At 54.4% G+C, this 18,908-nt stretch carries 19 protein-coding genes and 1 pseudogene; 14 read left to right on the top strand and 6 right to left on the bottom strand.

Going from position 1 to position 18,908, the window contains the following annotated elements:
* The first annotated feature begins 94 nt into the window (after positions 1 to 94).
* From FS665_RS10310 to FS665_RS10300, 3 genes and pseudogenes are all read left to right on the top strand, one after another.
* Positions 95 to 427, top strand: a complete 333-nt coding sequence (locus FS665_RS10310) for a transposase (RefSeq protein WP_189672604.1) — start codon at positions 95 to 97, stop codon at positions 425 to 427.
* Positions 424 to 759, top strand: coding sequence for an IS66 family insertion sequence element accessory protein TnpB (gene tnpB / locus FS665_RS23675; RefSeq protein ID WP_145187308.1), 336 nt, complete (start codon positions 424 to 426; stop codon positions 757 to 759). The genes FS665_RS10310 and tnpB (FS665_RS23675) overlap by 4 nt, the downstream gene beginning before the upstream one ends.
* Before the next feature lie 81 nt (positions 760 to 840).
* A pseudogene (locus FS665_RS10300) lies at positions 841 to 2,387 on the top strand (IS66 family transposase).
* A 52-nt stretch (positions 2,388 to 2,439) separates the two neighbouring features.
* Here FS665_RS10300 and FS665_RS10295 read toward each other — a convergent pair.
* Positions 2,440 to 3,450 (bottom strand): NAD(P)-dependent alcohol dehydrogenase, encoded by a 1,011-nt coding sequence (locus FS665_RS10295; protein ID WP_145187305.1) that lies wholly within the window; start codon positions 3,448 to 3,450, stop codon positions 2,440 to 2,442.
* A gap of 182 nt (positions 3,451 to 3,632) precedes the next feature.
* On the opposite strand from FS665_RS10295, the gene FS665_RS10290 reads away from it, so the two are divergent.
* Entirely contained in the window at positions 3,633 to 4,532 is a 900-nt protein-coding gene (locus tag FS665_RS10290; RefSeq protein WP_145187302.1) for a LysR family transcriptional regulator, read from the top strand.
* A gap of 160 nt (positions 4,533 to 4,692) precedes the next feature.
* On the opposite strand, the gene FS665_RS10285 is transcribed toward FS665_RS10290, so the two are convergent.
* Positions 4,693 to 6,465: an SIR2 family protein gene (locus FS665_RS10285; protein WP_140174201.1), complete on the bottom strand. Its 1,773-nt coding sequence runs from the start codon at positions 6,463 to 6,465 to the stop codon at positions 4,693 to 4,695.
* Positions 6,466 to 6,844: 379 nt separating this feature from the next.
* Between FS665_RS10285 and FS665_RS10280 the strand changes: the two genes are divergently transcribed.
* Entirely contained in the window at positions 6,845 to 7,069 is a 225-nt protein-coding gene (locus tag FS665_RS10280; protein WP_145187299.1) for a hypothetical protein, read from the top strand.
* Between the two features lie 95 nt (positions 7,070 to 7,164).
* On the opposite strand, the gene FS665_RS10275 is transcribed toward FS665_RS10280, so the two are convergent.
* Positions 7,165 to 7,713 (bottom strand): hypothetical protein, encoded by a 549-nt coding sequence (locus tag FS665_RS10275; protein ID WP_145187296.1) that lies wholly within the window; start codon positions 7,711 to 7,713, stop codon positions 7,165 to 7,167.
* A gap of 422 nt (positions 7,714 to 8,135) precedes the next feature.
* Here FS665_RS10275 and FS665_RS10270 point away from each other — a divergent pair, with 422 nt between their 5' ends.
* Complete coding sequence (locus FS665_RS10270; RefSeq protein ID WP_145187293.1) at positions 8,136 to 9,182, top strand: DUF4062 domain-containing protein; 1,047 nt, start codon at positions 8,136 to 8,138, stop codon at positions 9,180 to 9,182.
* A 529-nt stretch (positions 9,183 to 9,711) separates the two neighbouring features.
* Complete coding sequence (locus FS665_RS10265) at positions 9,712 to 10,242, top strand: glyoxalase superfamily protein (RefSeq protein WP_145187290.1); 531 nt, start codon at positions 9,712 to 9,714, stop codon at positions 10,240 to 10,242.
* An 83-nt stretch (positions 10,243 to 10,325) separates the two neighbouring features.
* Here FS665_RS10265 and FS665_RS10260 read toward each other — a convergent pair whose 3' ends face one another.
* The 3 genes from FS665_RS10260 to FS665_RS10250 are packed head-to-tail and all read right to left on the bottom strand — an operon-like array spanning position 10,326 to position 12,551.
* On the bottom strand, positions 10,326 to 11,852 hold the full coding sequence (locus FS665_RS10260) for an IS66 family transposase (RefSeq protein WP_145187287.1): 1,527 nt from the start codon (positions 11,850 to 11,852) through the stop codon (positions 10,326 to 10,328).
* A 49-nt stretch (positions 11,853 to 11,901) separates the two neighbouring features.
* The gene (gene tnpB / locus FS665_RS23670) at positions 11,902 to 12,237 is read right to left on the bottom strand and encodes an IS66 family insertion sequence element accessory protein TnpB (RefSeq protein WP_145187284.1); all 336 of its coding nucleotides are present in this window, start codon (positions 12,235 to 12,237) and stop codon (positions 11,902 to 11,904) included.
* A complete protein-coding gene (locus tag FS665_RS10250) occupies positions 12,234 to 12,551 on the bottom strand; it encodes a transposase (protein ID WP_145187281.1) in 318 nt (105 codons plus the stop codon). Before FS665_RS10250 ends, tnpB (FS665_RS23670) begins: the two co-directional genes overlap by 4 nt.
* A gap of 449 nt (positions 12,552 to 13,000) precedes the next feature.
* Between FS665_RS10250 and FS665_RS10245 the strand changes: the two genes are divergently transcribed.
* The 7 genes from FS665_RS10245 to FS665_RS10215 all read left to right on the top strand — a co-directional run bounded on the left by FS665_RS10245 (position 13,001) and on the right by FS665_RS10215 (position 18,850).
* The gene (locus FS665_RS10245; protein ID WP_256675078.1) at positions 13,001 to 13,567 is read left to right on the top strand and encodes an AAA family ATPase; all 567 of its coding nucleotides are present in this window, start codon (positions 13,001 to 13,003) and stop codon (positions 13,565 to 13,567) included.
* A 3-nt stretch (positions 13,568 to 13,570) separates the two neighbouring features.
* Positions 13,571 to 15,250 carry an adenylosuccinate synthetase gene (locus FS665_RS10240; protein WP_140174205.1) on the top strand — a complete coding sequence of 560 codons (1,680 nt, stop codon included), beginning with the start codon at positions 13,571 to 13,573 and terminating at the stop codon, positions 15,248 to 15,250.
* Between the two features lie 3 nt (positions 15,251 to 15,253).
* Entirely contained in the window at positions 15,254 to 15,904 is a 651-nt protein-coding gene (locus tag FS665_RS10235) for a hypothetical protein (RefSeq protein ID WP_145187278.1), read from the top strand.
* A 41-nt stretch (positions 15,905 to 15,945) separates the two neighbouring features.
* A complete protein-coding gene (locus FS665_RS10230) occupies positions 15,946 to 16,401 on the top strand; it encodes an NUDIX hydrolase (protein ID WP_140174207.1) in 456 nt (151 codons plus the stop codon).
* A gap of 387 nt (positions 16,402 to 16,788) precedes the next feature.
* On the top strand, positions 16,789 to 17,892 hold the full coding sequence (locus FS665_RS10225; RefSeq protein ID WP_178108323.1) for an AAA family ATPase: 1,104 nt from the start codon (positions 16,789 to 16,791) through the stop codon (positions 17,890 to 17,892).
* Positions 17,889 to 18,224: a hypothetical protein gene (locus tag FS665_RS10220; RefSeq protein ID WP_145187272.1), complete on the top strand. Its 336-nt coding sequence runs from the start codon at positions 17,889 to 17,891 to the stop codon at positions 18,222 to 18,224. The genes FS665_RS10225 and FS665_RS10220 overlap by 4 nt, the downstream gene beginning before the upstream one ends.
* Positions 18,221 to 18,850 (top strand): hypothetical protein, encoded by a 630-nt coding sequence (locus FS665_RS10215; protein ID WP_140174209.1) that lies wholly within the window; start codon positions 18,221 to 18,223, stop codon positions 18,848 to 18,850. Before FS665_RS10220 ends, FS665_RS10215 begins: the two co-directional genes overlap by 4 nt.
* Positions 18,851 to 18,908: the final 58 nt, after the last annotated feature.

The raw sequence follows: 18,908 nt of genomic DNA, 5'->3' as shown, positions 1-18,908 counted from the left end.
CGGCCAAGTCATCTACCCTGCACCGTAAAGCCAAGACATTGTGTGCACTTAAATTTAGGTGGACACCAGTTCTAGCCTTTTAAGCGGGTATTTCATGCAGCCACAACGACGTTCTTACTCCAAATCCTTCAAGGCCCAAGTCATTCAAGAGTGTGCCCAGCTTGGCGCTTCGATTGCCAGCGTCGCGCTGAGCCACGACCTCAACGCGAACCTCGTCCATAAGTGGATTCGGCTGCAATCGCAGAAAAGTGCCGTCCTGCAACCTGCCTTTATCCCCGTGGCATTACCGTCATCGGCGTCACGATCAGATATCACCCCGGCCATGATCTGCCTCGAAATCCCACACCCACGCGGCACCGTCAAAGTTAGCTGGCCGACCGAAAGCGCGGCTGCCTGCGCAACCTTTTTGCGAGAGCTGTTGCGATGATCCGCATCGACTCCATCTGGCTTGCCACCGAGCCCATGGACATGCGCGCCGGCACCGAAACCGCGCTGGCGCGGGTGGTCGCTGTGTTCGGTGCGGCGCAGCCGCACTGTGCTTATCTGTTTGCCAACCGCCGTGCCAATCGCATGAAAGTGCTGGTGCACGATGGGCTGGGTATCTGGCTGGCGGCCCGCCGCCTGCATCAGGGAAAGTTCATCTGGCCCGGTTCTCGGCACGGCTCGCAGATAGAGTTGGCCGCCGAGCAACTGCATGCCCTGGTGCTGGGGTTGCCTTGGCAAAGAGTCGGGCCTGGCAACGCAATTTCCATCCTATAACCTCTGCCACGTGCCGCCTGGCCGTGCAATTATCCGATCAGCCTGTCGTCGGTTTTCGCCTGTTCTGGCAAAATCGTCGGCATGACTTCGCTGCCCAATCTCGACCTCCTACCCCCTGAACAACTGCGCGCTCTGGCAGCGCAGTTGATGCAGCGCGTGGAAAGTCTCGATCAGACAGTCGAGACAATGGGCAAAAAAATCCACCGCGACCAAACGGTTATCGAGAAGCTGACTCACGAAATTGCACAGCTCAAACGGTTGAAGTTTGCCAAGAGTAGCGAGCAGTTAAATCCGCAGCAGGCTAGCTTGCTGGACGATTTGATCGATACCGATATCGCGGCGATTGAGGCTGAGCTTCAGGCATTGCAAACAGCTCCGCCTGCGACCGATAAAAAGCAAAAGCCCAAGCGCACGGCGTTGCCGGCGGAGTTCCCACGCACGCTAATCCACCACGAACCGGACAACACTCATTGTCCTTGCGGGTGCGCACTCAAGCGTATCGGTGAAGACGTCAGCGAAAAACTGGATTACAGGCCTGGCGTATTTACTGTCGAGCGCCATGTCCGTGGCAAATGGGTCTGTGATGACTGCGAAACACTGATCCAGGCGCCAGTGCCGGCGCAGGTCATCGACAAGGGCATCCCGACCGCCGGGTTGCTGGCCCACGTCATGATTGCGAAGTATGCCGACCATTTGCCTCTCTACCGTCAGGAGTCAATTTTTGGTCGAGCCGGTTTGGCCATCCCACGTTCAACTCTGGCCCAATGGGTTGGCGTAACTGGCGTGCAGTTACAGCCTCTGGTCGAGGCGTTGCGCGACGTAGTGCTCGGACAGCAGGTCATCCACGCCGATGAAACGTCGGTGCAGATGCTCAGCCCGGGCGCGAAGAAAACCCATCGTTCCTATGTTTGGGCCTACGCCACCAGCCAGTTCTGCGAAACAGCAGCGGTTGTTTACGATTTCAGCCACAGTCGCGCAGGAGAACACGCACGCAACTTCCTGCAAGACTGGAAAGGCAAGCTGGTCTGTGATGATTTTGGTGGCTACAAGGCCAGTTTTGAACTCGGCGTGACCGAGATCGGCTGCATGGCCCATGCCCGGCGCAAGTTCTTCGAAATGCACGCCACCAACAGAGCATGCTCGCCGAACAAGCCCTGCGCTACATCCAGTTATTGTACGAAATCGAACGCGAAGCCCGCGACCTGGAGCCAGATTTACGGCGCCAAATACGGCAGGAAAAAGCCGTCCCGGTGATGGAGAGGCTGCATACCTGGATGATCACCCAGCGAGATCTCGTACCCGAAGGTTCGGCCATCAGCAGAACGCTTGATTACAGCCTAAAACGCTGGGCAGCGCTGTCGCGCTACCTCGATGACGGGGCCGTACCCATTGATAATAATTGGGCAGAGAACCAGATCCGGCCATGGGCTCTGGGACGCAAGAACTGGCTCTTCGCAGGGTCATTACGCAGTGGCAAACGGGCGGCGGCGATCATGAGTTTGATCCAGTCTGCGCGGCTCAACGGGCATGACCCGTACGCTTACTTGAAGGACGTGCTCACGCGCCTGCCGTCGCAGCGGGCGAGTGAGATTGCCGATCCGCTGCCACATAATTGGGTGGCCATCTGACCGCGCATATTTCAATGCGGAAATTTGCGGCGTAACTCCAGGTGGCCTGATTCTACTCGATTTTGATTACTACCTTACCAAAGGCGCCTCTGGCCAAATGTTCGTACGCTTCGCGTGCTTGATCGAATGGATACACGTGGTCGATTACCGGGCGAATCTTGTGCTCATTCAAGAATTCGTTCATTCGGTCAAATGACGAGCGTGGAGCAACGGCTATGCCGCGAATCGTTGTTTGTCGGAAAATCATAGGCATCAGGTTCAGGGCAGAGGTTTGGCCTGTCAGAAAGCCGATCTGTGCGATACGTCCACCTACCTTTGTTGCAGCAATCGATTGATTGATGCCGTCACCGCCTGCCACATCCAGCAGAAGATCCACTCCCTTGCCGTCAGTGAGCTTCAGAACTTCCTCTGCCCATTCAGGGGTAGTGCGATAATTCACACCAGCAACAGCGCCCAGTTTTTTTACAGCTTCCAGATTGTCATCACGGCTGGAGGTGACGATAACCTTGGCTCCCAAAGCCGTAGCAATTTGTGCTGCAAAAACAGAAACACCTCCAGATCCCTGAACCAAAACGGTTTGGCCGGTCTCGATTTGGCCATAATCGACGAGCGCATACCACGCCGTCAGAGCAGCAATTGGAAGGGTCGCTGCTTCCTCATCTGACATGTTGTCAGGGGCACCTACCGCGCTGTCTTCATGGATGATCATGTATTCCGCCAGACCACCAGGCAATGGCGATCCAAAGCAGTAGTTAGGCTCATCTGGCCCAGGCATGCCGTCCAACCAACGTGAGTAGAGGTGTGAGTTGACCCGGTCTCCGATAGCGAAGCGGCTGACACCATCACCAACTGCCACGACAGTCCCCGCCGCATCGCTGACGGGGATCAGTGGCTTGGGCACCAGGTGAGGTTCATAGATGCCGTCAACGATGGCCTTGTCCCGGAAATTGAGTGATACAGCGCCTACTTTAACCAGCAGTTCACCAGCTTGGGGCACGGGGGTTTCCGTTTCGCCCTGTACCAGATTATCCAAGCCGAAATCTTTCAGAAGCCACGCTTTCATTTTTTGTCTCCAACAATTTTGAATGTGCAGGTGAGGAAAGCTCCTCCCTTACGCTGAGGACATTGTTGAGGTTTCCCGGCTATAGATAAATGTGCAGAAACGAACAGGATTGTTATCCTGATCAGCAACAATCACCCAGTTAACAGGTTCCCGAGAAGAGACTTATGGAGCTTCTACAGTCGATGCAAGTATTCGCCAAGCTAGCGGAGTTGGGGAGCTTCACCAAAGTCGCTGAGGCAATGCAGGCCGGACGCCCGCACGTCACACGCACCATTCAGGATTTGGAAGCCTCGCTGGGTGTCCGTCTGTTCCAGCGCACTACGCGTAAAGTAAAACTGACGGCTGAGGGCGAGCGGTTTTACGAACGCGTCAAAGAGATTTTAGCAACCATCGCAGAAACCACTTCCATGTTCGACCGTAGTGGATCGACGCTGCGAGGTCGGCTTCGAATTGACATCCCAACTGCATTTTCCCAGCGCAGCTTCATGGAAAGCCTTAGGAGATTTACAGAGGCATTTCCCGAAATCGAGCTTGCGCTAGGCGTGACCGACCGTACGGTAGATCTCGTCGCCGAGGGCATCGACTGTGTATTGCGAATTGGTGACCTCCCGGATTCAAGCATGGTGGCCAGAGAAATTGGCACCGCCACCATGGTGACCTGTGCGTCTCCAAGTTATCTCCAAGCCTGCGGGGCACCCATAACCCTACAAGATCTAGCAGACCACCAATGTGTAAGCTTCCTTTCCGGTCAAAATAACAGACCGCTGCCTTGGCACTTCTCGGTAGACGGCAAAGATCGTCCACACACGCCTCATGGTGGAATCACTGTGAATGAGTCGAATGCCTACGTTCAGTGCGGTGTTGCAGGCTTCGGCATTGTTCAAGCTCCTGGCATTGCCGTTGAGACATTCCTCGCAAGCGGAGAACTGGTTGAAGTGCTCAGGGTATTTCGTCCAAAGCCTCGCCTGGTATCCGTGCTTTATCCAAGCAGAACGCATCTTGCGCCTCAGGTCGACGCATTTGTGGATTGGCTGAAGGAACATTTTCCTGTGCTACACCCCAGCTGGTTCACAGCGCACTGACCTTCGCTCATATGCTGACCCCGCACCAAAACGGGCTGGTGCAAGATGTGTTCGGCAGACGCTTACGGCGGATCTTCAACATGCTGAGGAATCTTCCGTCGGGATCTGGAGGCAAGCGGTGATCCATGACCTGGATGCCTTGAGCGCTGGAGTGGAGGTCTCACCACCTGTTAAATCGCGCCAATCCCTCTAAAAATCGCTGGAGGTAGCTTTCACTGCCAAAGGCGAAGCCGGCAGCAAGCAAAGGCTCCCTGAATTCCGGGATAGAGTATTCCTGAGCGAAGCGAGAGATGGTTTCCGAGTGCCATGACAGTCGCCCCATCGCGATATTTCGAAATTGACTTTGCTGGATCAGAATGTTGAGCTGTTCTTCGTTGACGCCATTCTCTTGAACGAAGAACAGTAGGTTCATAAACTCGAATCGCTCGTAGAGCAGCTCAGGATCATGCACTCCGGCAAACGAGGGGGCCCATTTGCAGGAAATGAGGCTGGCAAGTCGATTGGATAGGGGAGTACGGGCGCTGCTCTGGCCCTCTAGGGTTTTCCAGTGCGCTAGAAGCCCGTTGCCGGACTCAAGGTAGAACGGTGATAGTTCATAGCCCACCACACTAGGCCGCTCGCGCCGGTTAATAACTGTTGAACTGAATAGCCGATGCAGAACGTCCAGGCGATTCGCACGAGTTAGCCCAAGTGCATAGCCAAGCACGACCAACATTGCCGGATAGTCTTTCAGGGCTAGCCAGTGTGTATAGCCAGCCTGCTCTCTATGAGCTTCGGCATACAGCCCTTGGACTGCGTCCAGGACGAGCCGCAACTCGTCACCTGTGCCCCAACGTCCTAATACTGAAGCAAGGCGGGCGATAGGTTCGACAATGGCCTCGTATTCTGGAACCCAGTCACTGAAAGCCTCGTTTCTCACGTCAGCCCCTCCTGCGAAAAGCGGGGAGAAATCAGAAATCGTCTGCCGAGTTTGGGTCGTGACCAAGTCGTCGAGCTGGATCCTGTGTTCAGGTCGATCCATGAAGCGTTTTGTCATGGCGATCATCAGCTCGACGCTTGCCGGGTTGGGCTGGCGTGATTGCTGGATGGTCTCAAGCTTCAGCTTAAGCGCGTCGAAAAATGTATCCGCGTCAGTGCCAGTGACCACCGATGCGCGACGCTGTGTGACCAATTCCTGGCCACGTTCAGAGAGACCACCACGGGCAAGCCAGTAAGTTGGGTAGCGGCGTGAGGGGGCGCGCAGAAACGCGGCCCTCAGGGCATGATCCCATTCCCCTGACCAGCCGGCGACGATTAAACCGAACTCATCGATGATGCGGTCGAGCAGGGCGTTGAACTCGGCAGAGTAGTCACCCAATTCCACATCCGTATTCAGAATTCTGGCGTCCTTGTAGTCACCATGAATTTTGAGGATGAAGCACTGGGAATGGGTGATCGGCTCGGCCCCTGCCAAGGCGTCGACTGAACTCACGATAGTGGGCTCAATGCCGGCATCACGCAGAGCATTTTCCATTAGCCTGTCGAAGTTAGTAGTGACGATGACACGTACGTGTCCAGCACGCACCATTTCTGCAATAGCTCGATGAGCCCGTGTGGGAACCTTCAACCCATCCTCTAGCTCTTGGGCTGTGGGCTCCAGGAAGCCTTGAACAATCGCCCTGCGTTCGCTTTGCGTCCCAGCCAGGGTCTCAAGCAGCGTCGAATAGTTAGGCTGCTCTCCTGTCTGGCCTACATACCAAGCATGCCAGTCTTCTTGCTCCCCTACGCCTGAGGCAATACCGGCGCGCTTGACCAGCTCCATGGTGATCTCCCACCCAGTCGGGATGCCGGCAGAGCGTGACACTCCTGACCCCAGGAGTAGTGCGTACACCCCTTTGTTCTCGTACACCGAAAATGCAAGCTGGGTAGTTGGGTCATTTGCGATCATGGGCATAAGGTCTTCCTTGTGTTCTGGGGAGAGCGAATCAGAAACTCTCGGATTCGCTGACGTTATCCTGGGTGGGGATATTCTAGCTAATGGCCATCACTGACGCAGTGATCGCTTCTTCTGGACTCCATGTCAACGCCATGACCATGGGGGAGGCTCGGTGGGGCTCAGAAGAACTAGTTCTCTGGAATGAACATGCGATCTGGGGGAAGGGCGGGTGGCTCCAGAGTCGGGTGAAAACGCCTTGCTCTGGCTTGAGCATTGGTGTGGTGACGGTTTCCCACCGCTCGTCGACTGCATGGACATGTCGGAGCAGCGGTGTTGTGCGCGCAGGAAAGAGGCGTAGATTGATGAGCTCACAATGAGCGATTGAGGAGAGCTGGCCATGACTCAGAACCTAGATCTTCACATCTTCACCCCCGATCAGCTGCAAGCCCACGATTTGAACATCGCTACGAAGGTACACCAAGCGACCGTTGCTAGCGTTATTCGCAAAGTGAATGTCATGAACCCGGGACAGGTTCTGAACGCCTCTAGGGAAAACGGTAAGGAACTCCTTTGGCCAAAGGAGAAGCTGGAGCAGGTACTCAAGCACATTGAAGAGTCGTAATCGCTGGAGCCAATGCCAAACTGGTTCGACTATCCGAACTGGAGGCAATGAGAAGGGCCCGCAGCCTGGGATGCGAGCCCTGCCCATTGTGCGTTTTACTTCAGTCGAGGCCGGCTATAGGACGGCTCGGGGCTGAGGAATTTGGGCACCTCTGAAAGCATTAGATCACACTCCACCAATGCCGGGCCGTGCCAGAACAGTGTCCAGCGGTTGTAGTCCTCCTGCGTCTCGATCACGTAGAGCGTCTCCTTTCTGGTTTCCCGGAAGGCTCTGATAAACCAAGCAGGGTTAACCTTCGATGGAACTCGGAGCTCATAACCGTCGTCCGACCACCCAACCCAATGGCTGAAGAAGCTGCGCTCAAAGAAGTCGTGCAACTGGACGAAGTAATAGGATTTTCTTTCGTCGGTTGGTGCCGCTGCGCAGCGGTCTTTACCGTGGTCGCGCCACGATTTGAATGCATTCTTGAAGGCTTCGAAGCAGTTTTTCCACGACTCAAAGCCGTAGCGGCGCGCGACGATAGACAAGCAGGCTTTATGTCGCAAAGCCTTCTGGCTATTACGCTTCAAAATCTTGGCTTCGCGCTTAATCTGCTGAAAAAGCTCGGGGGTGAGGGGATGTGTGGTGGTAAGAGTTTTGGACATAACTATCCCATAAATCCAATACGGAGCTCTGGCCCGCTCAGGCCCAAGATTTGTGGGTAGTCGTCAGATTTTTGCTAACAGTGTTCTCACTTGGGCCAGCGGGCGGCTCAGGCACCTGTAGTCGTACCTATGGCCAAAATGGTGCAGTAACTGTTGCGAGGCTGTCAAGGCGGTGGTCGCTCTGGTCATCGCCATCGGTGTTCCGTGCGACGCGTTTTCGCGTCTATGCCCGCGCCCGGCTGCCCTCCAAATGAATATGAAGCTCAGCGTCTTCTGGTGCCCTATTCGCTGCAGGTGGGAGAAGGCTTATCACCCGCAATTCGGACGCTAATTGGCTCCGTCGGGTGCTTGGCACTGACCGCTGTTAGGACATACAGTAGTTCCCTAAGGCCGTCAGTTTGGCGTGCGTTTGGGGGATCATTATGAAGGTGTTCGTGAGCTCCGTTGTCGGAGGGTTTGAGCAGTACCGGGCTGCAGCTAGGAAGGCGATCACACTGCTGGGGCACACGCCAGTCATGTGCGAGGACTTCGGTGCACGTCCTTACTCTTCGCAGCATGCGTGCATGACGGAGATCGACCAAGCTGATGCCGTGGTACTTATCCTTGGCGCGAATTTCGGCTACGAAACTGACACTGGTGAGTCAGTTACTCAACAGGAGTTTCGGCGAGCGAAGACGACCGGCAAGCCTATCCTGGCTTTTCTCGAAACAGTGGAGATGGAAGAGCGCCAGAGAGCGTTTTCACGGGAAGTCTCCGACTATCTCGACGGCCTGTTCCGGCTGACATTTTCTGATCAGCATGAGCTATCAGACGGCATCGTTCAGGGCCTGAATCAACTATCTCTGAGTCGTAAGGCCATATCGGAGCAAGAGTTCGTACAGCGCTTGCAGCAGAAAGATGGCAATGGCCGGCGGGGTGGCTATGACCACGAAGCTCGCCTGGAGGTAGCGTTCTTGCCTCAGCCTGAAACCCTCGGCACGTTGCGCGCCGCCCATGCTCAACACGACCCGTTTTTTCTCAAGCTGTGCCAGGCTGGGCTTGGCTCGATCAAAGGCGGCTACAAGGACTTCGATAGCGCCGATCAGACGGGAATTGATACTCCGGACTTGAAGTGGCGACACCATGAGAGTGGTTTGTGCTGGTTGTCGATTTCACTGGCCAACGCTTCGACGTCGCGAGGCGGCATGGACTCGTATTACCTATCGCCATCCAGGGTCAGAGCAGGCGCTGAAGCTGCGTTCGGGCTGCTGTGCGAAGGGAAGAGTGGGTGGTTCCAGATCAGCCTGACTGGGGTTGACCACAAGCTCTTCGCTGAGCCTCCGGCTTCATCTTCCAACAGCGTTTCGTTGCCGTTCCGATCTGAGCAGAAGCTGGAAGAGCGGAGCTTGTTGATTCCTGCCACGCCGGCGGCGTACCGTCATTGGTTGGACGAGGTGATGTTCAGGTTTGAGCGCAAAATGTCCATGTGATGGTGTACGTGGGCCGGTGAGGGCAAAGCCTATAAGGCAGACCGTCTGGACTGTTCATCGTGGGACGTGGGGCGGTCGCTTCAATATCACCACCAAGAAGAGCTTCGCCGCTCACACCCCCTGTAAACCTCTTTTTTGATGTGTAAACCGCATTGGTTAACACGTCAAAAATTTGGTTTACAAGCCGAGGTCGAGGGCGCCCGGATGTCCTCATTTCGGCTCGGAGGGTGACATGCCAGGGCGCCTGCCACTGCGCTGATGATGATTAATTCAGCCATCGTTGCCCCGGGTAATGGGGCGTTTCTATGTATGCGCCCGGTTAACCCACCTTGCGTGATTTTACGCGGCCTGCTGGCACAAACTTTCGCCTTTATTAGTGGTTGTGTATTATCAGGGCTGGCCGATGCTGCCAGCCGCTCGCTCCGTAAAGGAAAGGTGAAAGCATATTTTTACAAACCACATCGTATCTCTCTTGATGGTCGAGGTTTGGCAAGGCGAGCACCAAAATGCTTCGACTCCAGGAGAAATAATGTCTTCAATCCAGAAAGCCAAACAGATGGCCAAGAGCCTGCGTGCTTCGTTGGAGAAGCGCAATCAGGAAGTGTCGCACTCCGTTGCACTCGAACTGGTGGCACAGCAACTGGGCTATAAGGACTGGAACGTAGCATCAGCGATGCTTCCGGATGAAAATCCTCAACCCGCTGTCACATTCGACAAAGCAATTCCCATATTGCGAATATTTGACGAAACCAAGGCCCGCGAGTTTTATATTGATTTTCTGGGCTTCAGCGTCGAGTTTGAGCACCGATTCGAAGCGGATCTACCGCTGTATTTAGGGATCAATCGAAACGGGTTACAGCTCCATTTGTCCGAACATCATGGTGATGCCAGTCCAGGGTCGACGATATTTGTTCCGATGCAAAATATCGAAATGCTTCGTGATGAGCTACTTGGCAAACGGTATGGATACGGTCGTCCGGATATTGTCCAGCAGGGATGGGGGCAGGTTCTGGAGGTTTATGACCCTTTCGGTAATCGGATAAGATTCTGCCAAAGCTGAATCCGCTGGACGCTAGATTGGATCTGATCCGTCTCGGATCCTATAGCTAGCGGAATAGCGCCTACCTAAATCCACTTACGTGGTTAGGTAGGCGTCCACCAATGTGGCAACAACTGATCAACCTCACTCGCCCGTTGCGTCGGCAGGCGTGTAAGAACATCCTTCAGGTATGCATATGGATCATGCCCATTGAGCCGCGCAGACTGGATCAAACTCATGATCGCTGCGGCACGTTTGCCACTGCGTAGCGAGCCTGCGAACAACCAATTCGAGCGGCCAAGAGCCCACGGCCGGATTAGGTTCTCGATTTGATTGTTGTCGATGGGCACAGCACCATCTTCCAGGTAGCGCGTCAGCGCTATCCAGCGTTTGAGGCTGTAATCCAGAGCCTTGGCCGTAGCCGAACCCTCGGGCACAAGTTCGCGTTGGGCCAGCATCCACTTATGCAGTTTTTCGGCGATGGGCACCGCTGTTTCCTGGCGTAATCGCCAGCGATCTTCGTCGCTCATTTCCTTGGCGTTTCGCTCGACTTCGTACAGTCCGCCAATCGAGTGAAGAGCCTGTTCCGCCAACTGGCTTTTATTGGCGATATGCAAATCGAAGAACTTGCGGCGCGCATGGGCCATGCAGCCGATTTCGGTGATGCCCAGCTCGAAGCTGGCCTTGTAGCCGGCGAAGTCGTCACAAACCAGCTTGCCGTTCCAGGTGCCCAGGAAGTTACGCGCATGTTCGCCGGCACGGCTGGGGCTGAAGTCGTAGACCACGGCTTTGAGTGCCGAAAACGGCGTCGTGCTGTAGGCCCAGACATAGGCGCGGTGGGTTTTCTTCTCGCCGGGCGCCAGCATTTTTACCGGCGTTTCATCGGCGTGAACCACGCGCTGGGCCAGCACCACTTCGCGCAGCGCATCGACCAGGGGCTGAAGCTGCACTCCAGTTTGGCCCACCCACTGCGCCAGTGTCGAACGCGGGATGGCTAGACCGGCACGACCGAAGATCTTTTCCTGTCGATACAGCGGCAGGTGGTCGGCGAACTTGGCCACCATCACGTGGGCCAGCAGGCCCGCCTTGGGGATACCCTTGTCGATTACCTGCGGCGGCACCGGCGCCTGGATCAGCGTTTCGCATTGGCGGCAGGCCCATTTCCCACGAACGTGCTGTTCGACAGTGAACACCCCCGGCGTGTAGTCCAGCTTCTCACTGACATCTTCGCCGATGCGCTGAAGTTGGCAGCCGCAGGTGCATTGGGTGTTGTCTGGCTCGTGATGGATCACGGTACGCGGGAACTGCGGCGGTAACGGTGCACGCTTGGGTTGCTGGCGTGGTTCTGTCTGCGCAGGTGCAGGACGAAGTGCTCTTAACTCCGCCTCGATGGCTTCTAGGTCGGTATTGAGCAGGTCATCGAGCAAGCTGCCTTGCGCCGGGCTGATCTGCTCGCTGCGCTTGGCGAACTTGTGGCGTTTGAGAATGGCGATTTCGTGAGTGAGTTGCTCGATGATCGTCTCATCACGATGAATCTTTCTGTCCTGCGTGTCGATCTTGGACATCAACTGCGCAGCCAGTGCGCGCAGTTGTTCAGGAGTCATTTGGTCTAGATCGGGCAAGGAAGTCATGCCGTGGATTTTACCAAAGCAGCCCGAGTGCTACAGCTGAAAGGAGCGTTTAAAGCAATGTGATTGCGCCGCCCGCACCGACTCGTTGCCAGGGCAATCCAAGTACCAGTGCCTGAAGTTGTTCGGGGTCGAGTTCGACCTCCGTCCCCCGATGGATGCCTGGCCAATGAAACTTACCTTGGTTCAAGCGCCGCGCCGCCAGCCAGATACCGACGCCGTCGTGCACCAGGACTTTCATCCGGTTCGCCCGGCGGTTGGCAAAGAGGTAAGCGCAGTGCGGCATCGCCGCACCGAACACCGCGACCACTCTGGCCAACGCGGTCTCAGTGCCGGCGCGCATGTCCATGGGCTCGGTGGCGAGCCAGATGGCATCGACACGAATCATTGGGCCAGGCCACGAATAAAACACGCGCAGCCGTCCGGATCCGAGGCTGGCCACTTTACGGTGATGGATTTATCACCCAGAGGCAGCGAGATGGTGACCATCTCTTCTGTTGCTCGCCTTGGTACCACTTTTACTGGAACGAAAGCCGGCAAGGTTGCAGGCGATTGATCCCGGTAAGCAGGTAGCCACTTGCGGATCACGTTAGCGTTGATGCCGTGATGGATGGCCACGCTGGAAATCGTCGCTCCGGGTTGCAGACATTCCTGGACGACCTGGGCTTTGAATGGTTTGGGGTAAGAGCTTCGTTGGCGCATGAAAGTCCTAGCGATAAGGGCGATGGTGTCCGCTTAAAAATACGCGGACACCATCGCCCTTAATGCTGGAGTTCGGTAGGTGACTTGGCCGCACGGTTACGTTTCTATGGCATCTAGGGTTGCTGGAACTCCGCTCAGGGCTAACAACAGCCCTTGCTGATCGCGACTTGTGAAGAATCGGGCAGCGTGGTCGCATTTGATCGACGAGCGTTAGCAGTCTCCTGGCTGCCGCGCTTGCGGAGCGGTGCCCCTTACTCGGTGCGGTGCAGATTCTGACTCCCCGGACGCAAATCTGCGCCTTGTGGGTGCCTTGGCCTCAGGTAATGGCAAGGCCAGTGGCATTAACGAGACAATTTCGCAGGTTCAGCGCGAGAATGTCATGCCTTTTTGAAGCTTCTAGATTGAAGTGTGTTTCTGGGGAACCAAGCTACGCTTTACCGTGATATTGCATGTCCAAGACAGGGAACGTCATCACGGTGAAGCGACTACTTCTTTTTAGTGGGCCGATGGCCTGCGGCAAAACCTCAATCTCTGAAATGCTGCAAGCACGCTATGGCTTTTTCCCCGTCAGCAGTGGCGCTTATCTGCGTGCGGAGCTTACTGCCCGATACCAGATGCTTGATCGCCATAACTTGCAAGAACTTGGCGATGCGTTAGACAAAGAGACTGATTTTTCCTGGCTCATAGAGTCTGTAGCCATACCTGCGATCACGGCTCGACCCGACGTCGAGAATTGGCTAGTTGATGCCGTCCGCAAGCCCCGACAGGTGGAGCTGTTCAGGAATCGTTTCACAGATGCAGTCAAGCACGTACACGTCGTCGCGTCAGAAGCCGTACTCAAGCAGAGATACGCTTCACGGAACCCGCATCATCTCCCTCAGTACGAGACAGACGTTTCACATCCCAACGAGCAGTGCGCGCGATCTTTGGCGAGCCTGGCCGACCAAATCCTAGATACCGAAGGGCTTACCCCATCCGATATCGCAGATCAGATCATTCAAGTCTGGGGGACGTAGCGCATGGAAACTCGGCAGATAGTAGTCATCAGTGGCAAGACCTGCAGCGGAAAAAGTGGCTTGGCTAATTTGCTGGTAAAGGAATATAGCTTCGACGTCGTTTGCGATCGTCGAGAGTCTAAAAATCCTGACTGGCATCTACAGCTTGATCAGCCGGCGGTGCTTGATCGGCGGCGTGAGCTGGAGGGGGCTGAACATGAGCATTGGATGCTTCAGGAAACCAAGTCGAGATGCGCCAAGGACGTTGAAGGCCCGCCGCTGGTGGTCGATCACCTGAACACTCTGGCGCAGGTGCTGGAGTTTCGAAAGACCTTCGGGGCAAACCTTATCCATGTCCATCTCTATGCAAGCGATCCGACGCTTCAGAGACGGTACGCAGAGCGTGTCCAGGGGCATACTGATCCAGCGGCTTACGACCAGGTTAACCAACTTAGAGACCAGGCCGAAATCGAGCTGCTCAAGGCGGATGCAGACGTCCGCATCTACACCGAGAGATCTGCCTCCAATGACACACTTGTGCGGGTCGCCGCTCGCTTGCATCTCTTCACACCACCCGAAATCAGGTGCGTGGATGTACTCATTGGGGGGCAGTATGGGAGCGAGGGCAAAGGCAACATCGTTTCTTACCTAGCCCGTGAATATGACGTAATGGTTCGCGTCGGTGGCCCCAATGCCGGACACACAGTCGCTAGCCCTCTTGGCCCTTATACCTACCATCATCTTCCCTCAGGGTCGCGGGACGTAAGTGCGAGGCTTCTGCTGGGCCCTGGGATGACGATTCGATTGCCGGGGCTCTTGAAGGAGATCAAGGAGTGCAATATCGGCCCTGACCGACTATTCATCGATCCCCAGGCCACTATCATCGAAGATGATGACCTTGAAACGGAGCGGGCTCATTTGGTCTCTACAATCGCGTCCACGGGCAGTGGGAGCGGTGCAGCAGCGGCAAGGCGCATTCTTAGCAGAGGCAAGAAGACGATCAGGCTCGCCAGGGATGTCGAGGAATTACGGCCATACGTAGGTACAGATGGAAACTACCATGGGTGTACGACAGATAGGCTGGAAGAGGCCTACCGTAGAGGTCACTCCATATTGCTGGAGGGCACACAAGGCAGTGGCTTAAGCATATTTCATGGGGACTACCCTCATGTGACCTCAAGGGACACCAACGTCGCAGGTTGCCTTGCCGAGGCTGGGATATCACCCAGCCGCATCCGAAAAATACTCATGGTTATCCGGCCAATGCCCATTCGTGTTGGAGATCCTGATGGAGACCAGGGGCACACCTCCGGAGAGCTTAAGCATGGTACGACCTTCGACGAGATTGCTGAATTTGCTGGTCTAGACGGCACGGCACTGAATGCAGCCGAGAAGACCTCCACCACTCGGCGGAACCGGCGCGTAGGCTGGTTCGAATGGGATCAATTCCGCAAGGCGTGTGCGCTCAACGCGCCCACCGACATCGTTCTTACGTTCGCGGATTACCTCAAATCCACCAACAGCCAGGCGCGCCGCTTTGAGCAGCTCGATCCAGAAACCATCAAGTTTGTGGAGGAGCTAGAGCGAGTTTCACAAGCGCCTGTGTCGCTCATCAATACCCGATTCTCGCGTGACACAGGGGCTAGTGATCTGCGCTCTCTAATCGACCGACGTAACTGGACTGCACGATCTGGTAGGAAGTAACGAATGAATCTGGAAAAGCTGATTGAGATGTACCCGCGCGCGTATCACATGGCGGAGCGCGGTGCTTGGGACAGCATTCGCACCCACGGGCTGATGAGCACCACTGCCGTGCTCGACCATCTCGAAGTTGAGGGGGATGACCGAGCTCGCTTCGAAAGCGAGCATCGCGATCAGAAGATGGATGTGAGGGCAGGGCACCCGTCCAATATCGTGCTGCGGGATCAAAAACCTATGCCCGAAGGGCGTTTGCTGCAGGCGCTTACGGATGGAACAACCCCGCAGCAGTGGTATGAGCTGATCAACGAGAAAGTCTTCTTCTGGGTCGAAGAGGAACGACTCCACCGTCTGCTTGGCGCACGTGATTATCGGAATCTTGAGCACGACGTGCTCACCCTCAACTCAGCGGCGCTGATCCCTGCGTATGCTGAAAAGATTTGGCTGTGCCACATGAACTCTGGCAACACTTGGCCTATTCCTCACCGTCGTGGTACCGATGTGTTCCGCAGAATCCCAGACTATCCTGTGAAACCTTCCGGCAGCCCAGCCAAGGCAGTTGTCGAGCTAGTGGTCGACTACGCCGTACCTAACATCGCCGAATACGTGGTGGAGGTTCGCCGTATGAAAGGCAGCGAGGTCTTAGGCGTTATTGGATAACCTGCTCGCCTGACATCAATCCACCTGCAGGGGCGGGAACTATGCTGCGCCATCGTTTAGCAGCTCGGGTCTTGTTAATCAGCCCGTCAAACCGCCTACTGCTCTTCAAGATCCAGTACCGCACCGGTGTCTTGGCAGGCATGCGCTACTGGGCGACACCTGGCGGGAAGTTAAGGGCTGGCGAGGCATTTGAGGAAGCGGCAGTGCGCGAGCTTCATGAGGAGACTGGCCTCAAGGTTCAGTCCGTCAGCCAGTGCATTGCTCGCAAGGAGTTTCCTTGGGTGATGCCGGATGGCGAGCGTGTGCTCGCGGTTGAACATTACTTCGTGGTGCATGCAAATGAGCAGCAGCTTGACGCCACGGGTTGGAGTGACCAAGAGCGTGAAGTGGTCAGTGAAGTGAGGTGGTGGTCAGAGGAGGAGTTGCTAGCGTGCCAGGAGGTTGTGTTTCCGCCGGATCTACCTACATTACTAACCCAGGCTCTAAAGTGGTCGTAAGCCGATCAGGAGCGCACAAGCTCCAAGGCTCTTTCTGGATAGGCTCAGTTAGAAATGGTTGTCGAATTGGATGTCCTGTTGTTCCTATTCGTTGCGAAATCGGGGTCATGAAACGGGCAAGCGATTAGCGACGACAACCACCCAGGTCTGGGCGGTGCCAGGGCAACGTCTATAGACCGCTGTAACAGCGTCTTTGAGTCGAGAACGGTTATCCGGGTGACTTCTCACCCCGCCCAATACCCTTATGACACTGAACCTTTATGACGTCGCGAATTTATGGCGCGGGGCAGCTATCTTGAGCAGCCCATTAGATTGCCCTGGATGGGAGTATGGCACTATGATGGCGCTCATTGAGTAGCCCACCATACCCAAATGGAATTTAGATGGATGCGTAAGACTGGTTTTTTGCTACGCGAGTACCAAGATAGCGATTTTCACATCCCGCTGCTTGACGACGTCAAGGATCAAGGTGAAACCAAGGTCTCCGTAGTTATTGGCCCGAATGGCTCGGGTAAAAGTCGTGTGCTAAGTCGGATTGTGGATGCCTTCACATACTTGGCAGAGCTCAGGCTTGGTAATGATCAAAAAAAAACCTGGAAAATGAGAAGCTTTTCAGGATTTAAAAAAATAGCCTATAGGCTCGATGGGGTCGAGTATCAAATCAAGTTAGGCGAGCACTTTTCATTCAAGTGTTATGCGAATGATATCGAATGCAACTTGAGAAGTATGCCGTTCCCCAAGCAAGCTGCGGTGGTTTCGCACTTGCCCGTAGATAGATTTCGATTTGTTAGAGATGACCCAAAGTCATTCTATAAGTATTTAGGTTTAAGGCAGTCGACAAACCTCACAACAACCGGTGCACTGGAAGCAAAAGTAATTCAGGGTGTACTAAAAATTTATGAAAGGCCGAAATTTAGGCGGAGTTTGGAAAGCTGGTTGTCACTGGCTGGGTATAGCGACCAGCTTTCGATTAAGATTTCGCCAATTAATGATAGAGTGCTTTCTAAAGATTTTCGCGAAGTGGAAAATGTCTTGCTGGAGATGCAGAGGCCGGGCTGGGTAACTAAGCAGGCCTCTGATGGCACGACAGTTGCTTTTAATTTTCTGCAGCGGTTAAAGGATTATCCTGTGGAGGGCGTCACTTATTTATGTGACCTTTCCAGTATGAGCGATCTTGAGCTGAGCTCTTGGCGCAAAGGGTATGAAGCAGCTAGGCGTTTAAGGGCATTCAGAAGCGCTTCGCTAATTTTTTCACGAAAAAATGATGTAGAAGAATATCCTTTCTCAGAGCTGAGCTCTGGAGAGCAACAACTGATCGGTACCCACTCTAGGCTTCTGTCTGAAATAGCTGAAGACTCCTTGGTGGTAATTGATGAGCCTGAAGTAAGTCTGCACCCCGAGTGGCAGATGCGCTACATTCCAACGCTAAAAAATGCTTGGAATCCATATCGGGTGTCCATGTACTCATCGCCACACATTCGCATTTTATGATATCCGATCTTGATGATAAAAATTCTTCTTTGGTGATTGCGCAGAAAGACGAAAGCAGCCGTAGGTGCCGCTTTGAACTGTTTGAGGGGGATGTCTACGGACGATCGCCAGAAAATATCCTTTATCGAGCTTTTGGTGTCGCAACCGCTGGAAATATCTATGTCGAAGATGACCTGCGAAATGCCCTACAGATGATTTCTGGTACATTGCCGCTCGAACAGTCAAAGTTGACTGATATTTACGAAAGGCTACAGCGGGTCAATGGCCCTGACAATATTGCAATGAACGTGATCCTCGAACGAATCTCATCATTTCTGGATGCAGAGGCATGATTAGGTTCGCAGCGCATGCTGTGATTCCAGCCAGTGTCATTGCAAAACTCGATAAATACGCAGTATCGATTCGACCCAAGCGTTGGTATGGCAGGTCGCAAGCCGTTTTACAATTTCGTGATGAGATTTTGAAGCAAGGCAAAACAATTCAAAAAAGCTTTTGTGCTTGGTGCATGTTACCCCTGGGGGAAGATGGGCGGCGAACCATTCACAGAGACCATATCGCGCCAAAATCCATTCATCCGGAATGGACATTTTTGGCCGTAAATTTGGTACTTTCCTGTGAGTATTGTAACGGTTTTTCTAATAAGGGTGATTTGCCGACTGTTAAAACTCTGAGTGCAAAGTATGAGGATTGTGAGTTTTATGTGGTGCATCCTTATTTGGATGAGGTTGAGGTGCATATAGGGTTTGATAAGGATGATGACGACCTACCAGTAGTTGCGGTGGGTAAGACAGAAAAAGGAATATGGACAATATTAAACCTAAGCCTAGACTCTCCTGGGTTGACGAGAGAGCGAGCAAAGGAAGTTCTATATGAATCTCGTGATCATGGCTTGCTTCCCCACAATGTAGAAGCTCTAGTCGTACAAGCCGTCCAAGGTCTCGGTAGTCGCGTGCTATAAAGGAAATGCAAGTTTTCCTCCGATTTTCTCAGGGCAGTCAATGTAACTGCCCTGGGTG

The organism is Pseudomonas sp. URMO17WK12:I11 (assembly GCF_007677725.1).
In the GTDB taxonomy this organism is placed as follows: Bacteria; Pseudomonadota; Gammaproteobacteria; order Pseudomonadales; family Pseudomonadaceae; genus Aquipseudomonas.
This window is presented reverse-complemented; position numbering and strand designations above follow the sequence as displayed.